This window comes from Streptomyces sp. NPDC059248 (genome assembly GCF_042753905.1).
GTDB lineage: Bacteria > Actinomycetota > Actinomycetes > Streptomycetales > Streptomycetaceae > Streptomyces.
On the sequence record NZ_JBHYZV010000027.1, the window covers coordinates 83,325 to 91,650 of the forward strand.

Below are 8,326 nucleotides of genomic sequence, written 5' to 3' on the forward strand. Positions count from 1 at the left end.
GTCTCTTTCGACAGGAACCCCATGAGCGACACATCCTCCCCCTTCGGCTTCGAGCTCGTGCGGCGTGGTTACGACCGCGGTCAGGTGGACGACCGCATTACCAAGCTCGTCGCCGATCGTGATAGCGCGCTGACGCGGATCACGTCTTTGGAAAAGCGCATCGAGGAGTTGCACCTCGAGACGCAGAACGCCCAGGCGCAGGTCAGCGACGCCGAGCCGTCGTACGCCGGTCTCGGCGCGCGCGTCGAGAAGATCCTTCGGCTCGCCGAGGAGGAGGCGAAGGACCTGCGTGAGGAGGCCCGCCGCGCCTCCGAGCAGCACCGTGAGCTGGCCGAGTCCGCCGCCCAGCAGGTGCGCAACGACGCGGAGGCGTTCGCCGCCGACCGCAAGTCGAAGGCCGAGGACGAGGGCGTCCGGATCGTCGAGAAGGCGAAGGGTGACGCCAGCCAGCTCCGTTCGGACGCGCAGAAGGACGCGCAGTCGAAGCGGGAGGAGGCCGACGCGCTCTTCGAGGAGACCCGCGCCAAGGCCGCCCAGGCCGCCGCGGACTTCGAGACGAACCTGGCCAAGCGCCGCGAGCAGTCCGAGCGGGATCTGGCGTCCCGTCAGGCGAAGGCGGAGAAGCGGCTCGCGGAGATCGAGCACCGGGCGGAGCAGCTGCGCCTGGAGGCCGAGAAGCTGCGTACGGACGCCGAGCGCCGGGCCCGTCAGACGGTGGAGACCGCGCAGCGCCAGGCCGAGGACATCGTCGCCGACGCCAATGCCAAGGCCGACCGGATCCGCAGCGAATCGGAGCGCGAGCTGGCGGCGCTCACCAACCGCCGCGACTCGATCAACGCCCAGCTGACGAACGTCCGCGAGATGCTGGCGACGCTGACGGGTGCCGCGGTGGCCGCGGCGGGCGCGCCCGTCGACGACGAGCCGATCTCCCGGGGCGTCCCGGCCCAGCAGTCCCGCTGACCCGGCGGCCCCTTCCGTAACACCCGTCATGGCGGCCCCCCGCCGCCTCCGGGTGCTCGGTGGAGGTGTTCGGTCAAATAAACGTCAAGCCCCCCGCCACTCCAGTGGCGGGGGGCTTCGCGCGCCCTTAGCGTGTCTGCATGATCGAGCTAGAGGGTCTCACCAAGCGGTTCGGGACGAAGGTCGCCGTCGACCATCTCTCGTTCCGGGTCCGGCCGGGCATGATCACCGGCTTTCTGGGGCCCAACGGGGCGGGCAAGTCCACGACCATGCGGATGATGCTGGATCTGGACAATCCGACGGCGGGCTCGGTCCTGATCGACGGGCGGCACTACCGCGATCTCGCGGAGCCGCTGAAGTACATCGGCGCGCTGCTGGACGCCAAGGCGATGCACGGCGGGCGGAGCGCGTACAACAATCTGCTCTGTCTCGCCCAGGCCAACCGGATCCCCGAGTCCCGGGTCGCCGAGGTACTGGACGTGGTGGGTCTGACCCCGGTCGCCCGAAAGAAATCGAAAGGGTTTTCCCTCGGGATGGGGCAGCGGCTCGGTATCGCCTCGGCGCTGCTCGGCGATCCCGAGATCCTCATGTTCGACGAGCCGGTGAACGGACTCGACCCCGAGGGTATTCACTGGATCCGCAATCTGATGAAGGCGCTCGCCGCCGAGGGGCGAACGATCTTCGTCTCCTCGCATCTGATGAGTGAAATGGCCCTGACCGCCGATCATTTGATCGTGATCGGGCAGGGAAAACTGCTCGCGGACACCTCCATGGCGGACTTCATCCGGCAGAACTCGCGCAGTTTTGTACGGCTCCGCTCGCCCGAGCAGGAGCGGCTGCGGGACGTCCTCCACGGCGCCGGGTACACGGCGGTGGAGTCGGCCGGGACGCTGGAGGTCGACGGGGCCACCACCGAGGCGCTGGGCGAGCTGGCCGCCGCCCACGGGGTGGCGCTGCACGAACTGAGCCAGCAGCAGGCGTCGCTGGAGGAAGCGTTTATGCAGATGACGGCGAGCGCCGTGGAGTACCACGCCCACGGGACACCGTCCGGGGGCCCGGCGGTGCCGGGTCCCGAGCCGGAGGGCTACCCGCGGGAGCCGGGCCCGGGACAGCGGGCGTGGGGCGCCGGGTGGTCCGCGCCCGGCGGGAGCGACGATCGCGGCGCCGGTCGCGGCAAGGGAGCCTGACGCATGGCCTCGGTACCCGCGGTCCTCCAGTCGGAGTGGACCAAGATCCGTACGGTGTCGTCCACGGTCTGGACGCTCGCCTCGGCCTTCCTCGCCACGGTGGCGGTCAGCGCCGCGCTCTGCGCCGTCTACAACGCCACCTTCGACGACATGCCCGACGCCCAGCGGCTGACCTTCGACCCGGTCTTCGCCGGGTTCTCCGGGATCGTCCTGGGCCAGCTGGCGATGGTGGTCTTCGGGGTCCTGGTGGTGGGCACGGAGTACAGCTCCGGCATGATCCGCACATCACTGGCCGCGGTACCGCAGCGGGGGACGTTCCTCTTCAGCAAGATCGCGGTGGCCGCCGCGCTGGCGCTGCTGGTCGGCATGGTCACCAGCTTTGTCACCTTCTTCGTGGGCCAGGCCCTGCTCGGCGAGCACGGCACGGACCTGGGCCAGGAGAACGTCCTGCGCGCGGTCTTCGGCGCGGGCCTCTACATGGGTCTGATCTCCCTCTTCTCGATGGCCGTCGCGGCCATACTGCGCAGTTCGATGCTCTCCCTCGGCATCCTGATGCCGTTCTTCTTCCTGGTCTCCCAGATCCTCACCGCGGTCCCCAAGGCGAAGGACGTCGCGCGCTTCTTCCCCGACCAGGCGGGCGCCAAGATCATGCAGGTGGTGCCGGGCGCCATGGGCAGCGACAAGGCGCCGTACGGCCCCTGGGAGGGGCTCGGGATCATGGTCCTGTGGATCATCGCGGCCCTGATCGGCGCCTATGCGGTGATCAAGAAGCGGGACGCGTAGCGGTCGCCGCGGGGGCGACGGGGCCGGGACGATCCGTATACCGCGGGCGCACCGGCGGTAACCCTTCGGGGGAACCACCGTTCGGCGGATATCCTCGTAAGCCTTACGGGGGGCACGCGGCGAAGAAGCCGGCGGCCCGGAACCTCTGACGCCGATAGGGCGGGAGCATGATCGAGGCAGTCGGCCTGACCAAACGCTATGGCACCACGACGGCGGTGGAGAACCTCACCTTCCAGGTCAGGCCCGGCGCCGTGACCGGATTCCTCGGCCCCAACGGCGCCGGGAAGTCCACCACGATGAGGATGATCCTGGGCCTGGACAACCCGACGTCCGGCACGGTCACCGTCGGGGGCCGTCCCTTCCGGGACGCGGTGAACGCGCCCCGCGAGGTCGGCGCACTGCTCGACGCCAAGGCCGTACACGGCGGCCGGACCGCCCGCAACCATCTGCTGTCCCTGGCCCAGCTCGCCGGGATCCCGGCCCGCCGGGTGGACGAGGTCCTCGGGGTCGTCGGCCTCCAGGACGTGGCCCGGCGCCGGTCGAAGGGCTTCTCCCTCGGCATGGGCCAGCGGCTGGGTATCGCGGCGGCGCTGCTGGGCGACCCGAAGGTGCTGCTGTTCGACGAGCCGGTGAACGGACTCGACCCCGAGGGCATCCTCTGGGTCCGCAATCTGATGAAGGCGCTCGCCGCCGAGGGCCGTACCGTCTTCGTCTCCTCGCACCTGATGAGCGAGATGGCGCTCACCGCCGACCATCTCATCGTCATCGGCCGGGGCCGGCTGCTCGCCGATATGGGCGTACGGGACTTCATCGCGGCCAGCTCGGCGGGGTTCGCCCGGGTCCGCACCCCCCAGGACGAGCCCGCGCAGCGCGAGAAGCTCTCCGGGGTGCTCGCGGAGGCCGGGGCGCAGGTGATGCCGGAACCGGACGGCGCGCTGCGGGTGATGGGCCTTCCACTGCCGCGGATCAGCGAGCTGGCGCACGGTGCCGACGTCCGGCTGTGGGAGCTGTCGCCGCATCAGGCGTCGCTGGAGGAGGCGTATATGCGGATGACGCAGGGCTCCGTCGACTTCCGCTCCACCCAGGACGAGAAGTCGGGCCTGCGGGAGCAGCTGCCCTTCGGGGCGGCCCCGGAGATCCCCGATATGCCGGTGGGCGGGTGGTACGCCCCGCCGGCCGGGACCAATCCCTACGCCGCGCCCCCCGCCACCGCCCCGACGGCCCCGACGGCAGCACCGGCTCCGCCGACCCCGCCGGTGGCGCCTCCCGCTCCCCCGACCACGACGCCCGAGGACGCCCGATGACCACGCCCTACCAGCCGCCGGGCGCCACCGCCACGTACACCTCGCCCATCCCGGTCCGCCCGGCCCGGCTCGGGGACGCCATCGCCTCCGAGTGGACCAAGATCCGTACCCTGCGGTCCACGATGTGGACGCTCGGGGTGATGGTCGCCCTGCTGTTCGGCATCGGCGCCCTCACCACCTGGATCGTGGACGCGACCGACGACAACGCGGAATTCGTCCGGAACGACGTCCTGTCGCTCGGCTTCTTCGGCGCCATCCTCAGCACCATCTGTGTGATCACGCTGGGGGTGCTGACGGTGACCTCCGAGTACAACACCGGGATGATCCGGACCACGATGACCGCCTGCCCGTCCCGGGCCCGGGTGCTCACCGCCAAGGCGATCGTCTACTTCGTCCTGGTCTTCACCGCCATGACCGTCACGACCCTGCTGCTCGGCGCGGTCCAGGTGGGGATCGCCGGCGGGGAGCCGAACGGCGAGCAGTGGCTGCGCGCCACCCTGGGCGTCAGCTTCTATCTCGCCTGCCTCGGACTGCTGTCGATGGCCGTGGGGGTGCTGATCCGGCACTCGGCGGGCGCGATCACCGTCATGTTCGGGGTCGTACTGCTGCCGCTGGTGATGGCGGTCTTCATGGCGACCGCCGGGAGTCTGCAGAGCTTCGGCACCTGGCTGATCGAGTACTCGGTGCCGAGTCAGCTCGGGGTGGTCTACGACGAAGGGCTGATGACGAGCGGCGTCGCGGGCTGGGAGCCGCTGCTGATCATCGTCGGACTGACGGCCGCCGCGCTGGGCGGCGCGTACGCCGCACTGGCGGCACGCGACGTCTGACCTGCGGGACGGGCCCCCGGGTCCGATCCGTCGAACCGGCCCTAATGACGGGGCGCGTTACGGGACCGCTGCACCCTGCTGGTGCGGCGGTCCTTGGCGTTCCAGCACGCCTTGTGCCAGTGCCGCCGGTCCTCCACCCCGCCGTGCTCGGGCCAGGCCACCACATGCGGGACGGCGGAGGGGATCTCCTGGTCGCATCCGGGGCAGCGGTACCGCTTGCCCTCCGACGAGGCCCCGGCGACGTGCCGGACCGACCACTCCTCCCCCTGCCATGACTCCGTACGGCCGAATCCGCCGTACCGGTCGCCGGGATCACCGGCCGGGGCGGAGGACTTGTCGCCGCCCTTGGGGCGGTTGTGGCGGGGGGACACAGAGCACCTCACAGGGCGAGTGGGGACGGTTCCTGGGGATTGCGGGGGGATTGCGGACGGTTTCCCGTCGAGTCCAGCCTACGGGCCGACGCCCCGGGTAGGCGCACCCGGGAGGGTGACGGATCGGGCTTCCGCACGGACCGGTGGCCGGACAATCCGATAATTCTCGCCATCGCCCGTGCCTTTGGCACGTGTCAGGCGTTAGTGCGGGCAGGGGGAGCGCCGGTTCGGCCGCAAGGAGGCAGAAGGCATGCGCGTGGGTACGTTCGTCCTGGCCGCCCAGTTCCCGGGTCAGGGGCGGGGGGAGGCGCTGCACCGGGCGGTGCGGACCGCCGAGGTCGCCGAGGAGGCGGGGCTGGACTCCGTCTGGCTGGCGGAGCACCATTTCGTGCCGTACGGGGTCTGCCCGTCGGCGATCACCCTGGCGGCGCTGCTGCTCGGCCGGACCCGCCGGATCGGTGTCGGTACGGCGGTGAGCGTGCTGCCGAACGCCCATCCGGTCGCGCTCGGCGAGCAGGCCGCCCTGCTGCACATAACCAGCGGAGGACGGTTCTCCCTCGGGGTCGGCCGGGGCGGGCCCTGGATCGATCTGGAGGTCTTCGGATCGGGGATCGGGGCGTACGAGTCCGGTTTCCCCGAGTCGCTCGATCTGCTGCTGCGCTGGCTGCGGGAGCCCGAGGTCGGCGCGGACGGCGAGCGCTACCGCTTCCGCCCGGTCGACGTCGTACCGCGCCCGGCCGATCTGCTGGAGAGCCCGCTGCTGCTGGAGGCCCCCGCGCGGCCCGGCGGCCCGGCGCCGCACCCGGAGGTCGTCGTCGCCTGCACCTCCCCCGGCGGGGTGCGGACGGCCGGGGAGCGGGGCCTGCCGATGCTCCTCGGGATGCACTGCGGCGACGAGGAGAAGGCCGCGATGGTCGCCCTGTGGCGGCGGCACGCCCTGGAGGCCGGGCACTCCCCCGACGCGGTGGCCGCCGCCGGACATGTGTCGGCCGGGGTCGTCCAGCTCGACGACCGGGTGCGCGACGCGCGCGAGCAATTGGTGAAGGCCATGCCGGGCTGGCTGCGGCAGGGGCTCGCCGCCCATCGGACGGTCGACGCCCGGGTCCGGACGATGCGCGATCCGGTCGCGTACACCGAGTTGCTGTGCTCGCTCCATCCGGTGGGCCCGCCCCGGCTGGCCGCCGACCGGCTGGCCGCGACCGCGGAGCGTACGGGCATCACCCGCTTCGCGCTGCTCGCCGAGGGCTCCGGCGATCTCGCCGGTACGGAGGCGACGCTGCGCCGCCTGGGCGAGGAGGTCGTCCCCCTGCTGGTCTGAGCGCGCCGGCCCGGTCCGGCGCCGCGGTACGCCGAGCCTCCCGCCCGGGAACTCCCCGGCGGGAGGCTCATGGAGCCGCCCTCTCCACCCGGCCGGACGCCCCGCATCTCCCGCGATGCGAGGCCGCCCCACGATCACAGTGCTAGCAGTCGCGGAGCTCCGGCGACTGGTTGAGCAGCTGTCCCCGCGGCGAGGTGAAGCGGGCGAGCCGCTCGTCCACCGACGGGTCCAGCGGGAACACCGCGATGCGGTGGCAGTTCTGGAACGCGAGACGTACGCCGAAGTGCCTTTGGAGCGCGCCGCGAATCGCGTCACTCGCGAGCGCGCGCAGCAGTTGACCACGTGCCTGCTCGTCCGGCGGAGGCGTCTGGTTGTCGGCGAACTCTCCGCCGTCGACCTTCAGCTGGGCCACCAGGGAACTGATCATCTCCCATGCGAAGGGCAGGGAGGTCCGGACGCAGTCGACGAAGGCGGCTTCGTCGACCTCGCCTCGCTCGGCCTGTTCCAACAGCGCCGGTGAGACGTCGAGCGACATGGGTTCTCCTCTCGTGACCCCCCATCCCCAGGGGGCCATACGGGCAGGGAAGAAGGCACCGGGCGACCCCGATCACATCGACATGGGCATGACGCATGACGACGCAGAGTGCACGTCCGGCAACCTCCTGCATCCACGGTAAGTGCGCCGTCCCGCCCGCACCAGAAGATTGGGCCTACAACCAGCCAGAAACGAACAGGGACAAGTGGGGCGACCCGAAGGCGCTCAGCCAAGCTCAGTAGCAGGTGCGGACGGCCGGACGCAGGGGGAATCGCGCGGCGCCGCGTGCGTCGAGTAGCGTTGCCGACCATGCGCCTCGTCATCGCCCGTTGCTCCGTGGACTACGTGGGCAGGCTCACCGCCCACCTCCCCTCCGCTCCCCGTCTGATCCTTGTGAAGGCCGACGGCAGCGTCTCCGTCCACGCAGACGACCGGGCGTACAAACCGCTGAACTGGATGTCCCCGCCCTGCACACTCAAGGAGGGCGACGACAGCGTCTGGACGGTCATCAACAAAGCGGGCGAAAAACTGATCATCACGATGGAGGAGGTCCTCCACGACTCCTCCCACGAGCTGGGCGTGGACCCCGGTCTCATCAAGGACGGCGTCGAGGCCCATCTGCAGGAACTCCTCGCCGACCGGATCGAGACACTGGGCGAGGGCTACAGCCTGATCCGCCGTGAGTACCCGACGGCGATCGGCCCGGTGGACATCCTCTGCCGGGACGGCGGGGGCGCCACGGTCGCGGTGGAGATCAAGCGCCGGGGCGAGATCGACGGTGTGGAGCAGCTGACCCGCTATCTGGAGCTGCTGAACCGCGATCCGCATCTGGCGCCGGTGCGCGGGGTGTTCGCGGCCCAGGAGATCAAGCCGCAGGCGCGGGTGCTGGCGACGGACCGCGGCATCGGCTGTGTGGTGCTGGACTACAACGCGATGCGCGGTGTCGAGGACGACAAGCTCCGCCTCTTCTGACCCTTCTGAGCTGCGGTTCGGAAGCGATGGACGGGCGAAGGCCGGGCACGCACTCCTCGGAGTGCGTGC

At 70.8% G+C, this 8,326-nt stretch carries 9 protein-coding genes; 7 read left to right on the forward strand and 2 right to left on the reverse strand.

What is annotated here, in order from left to right; all coding sequences use genetic code 11:
• Nucleotides 1-21: 21 nt before the first annotated feature.
• From ACFXG1_RS14355 to ACFXG1_RS14375, 5 genes are all read left to right on the forward strand, one after another.
• Complete coding sequence (locus ACFXG1_RS14355; RefSeq protein WP_384724096.1) at nt 22-960, forward strand: cellulose-binding protein; 939 nt, start codon at nt 22-24, stop codon at nt 958-960.
• A gap of 140 nt (nt 961-1,100) precedes the next feature.
• The gene (locus ACFXG1_RS14360) at nt 1,101-2,147 is read left to right on the forward strand and encodes an ABC transporter ATP-binding protein (protein WP_384742538.1); all 1,047 of its coding nucleotides are present in this window, start codon (nt 1,101-1,103) and stop codon (nt 2,145-2,147) included.
• A gap of 3 nt (nt 2,148-2,150) precedes the next feature.
• Entirely contained in the window at nt 2,151-2,930 is a 780-nt protein-coding gene (locus tag ACFXG1_RS14365) for an ABC transporter permease (protein ID WP_384719847.1), read from the forward strand.
• Between the two features lie 167 nt (nt 2,931-3,097).
• Nucleotides 3,098-4,234 (forward strand): ABC transporter ATP-binding protein, encoded by a 1,137-nt coding sequence (locus ACFXG1_RS14370; protein ID WP_384719849.1) that lies wholly within the window; start codon nt 3,098-3,100, stop codon nt 4,232-4,234.
• Entirely contained in the window at nt 4,231-5,061 is an 831-nt protein-coding gene (locus ACFXG1_RS14375) for an ABC transporter permease (protein ID WP_384719851.1), read from the forward strand. Before ACFXG1_RS14370 ends, ACFXG1_RS14375 begins: the two co-directional genes overlap by 4 nt.
• Nucleotides 5,062-5,102: 41 nt before the next feature.
• Here the strand turns inward: ACFXG1_RS14375 and ACFXG1_RS14380 are convergent, their stop codons facing one another.
• Nucleotides 5,103-5,432, reverse strand: coding sequence for an ATP/GTP-binding protein (locus tag ACFXG1_RS14380; RefSeq protein ID WP_384742542.1), 330 nt, complete (start codon nt 5,430-5,432; stop codon nt 5,103-5,105).
• A 250-nt stretch (nt 5,433-5,682) separates the two neighbouring features.
• Here ACFXG1_RS14380 and ACFXG1_RS14385 point away from each other — a divergent pair, with 250 nt between their 5' ends.
• Nucleotides 5,683-6,750 (forward strand): LLM class flavin-dependent oxidoreductase, encoded by a 1,068-nt coding sequence (locus ACFXG1_RS14385; RefSeq protein WP_384724167.1) that lies wholly within the window; start codon nt 5,683-5,685, stop codon nt 6,748-6,750.
• A gap of 142 nt (nt 6,751-6,892) precedes the next feature.
• Here ACFXG1_RS14385 and ACFXG1_RS14390 read toward each other — a convergent pair whose 3' ends face one another.
• Nucleotides 6,893-7,285, reverse strand: coding sequence for an SCO5389 family protein (locus tag ACFXG1_RS14390; protein ID WP_384723980.1), 393 nt, complete (start codon nt 7,283-7,285; stop codon nt 6,893-6,895).
• Nucleotides 7,286-7,594: 309 nt separating this feature from the next.
• Between ACFXG1_RS14390 and nucS the strand changes: the two genes are divergently transcribed.
• A complete protein-coding gene (gene nucS / locus ACFXG1_RS14395) occupies nt 7,595-8,257 on the forward strand; it encodes an endonuclease NucS (protein ID WP_384723978.1) in 663 nt (220 codons plus the stop codon).
• The last annotated feature ends 69 nt before the right edge of the window (nt 8,258-8,326 follow it).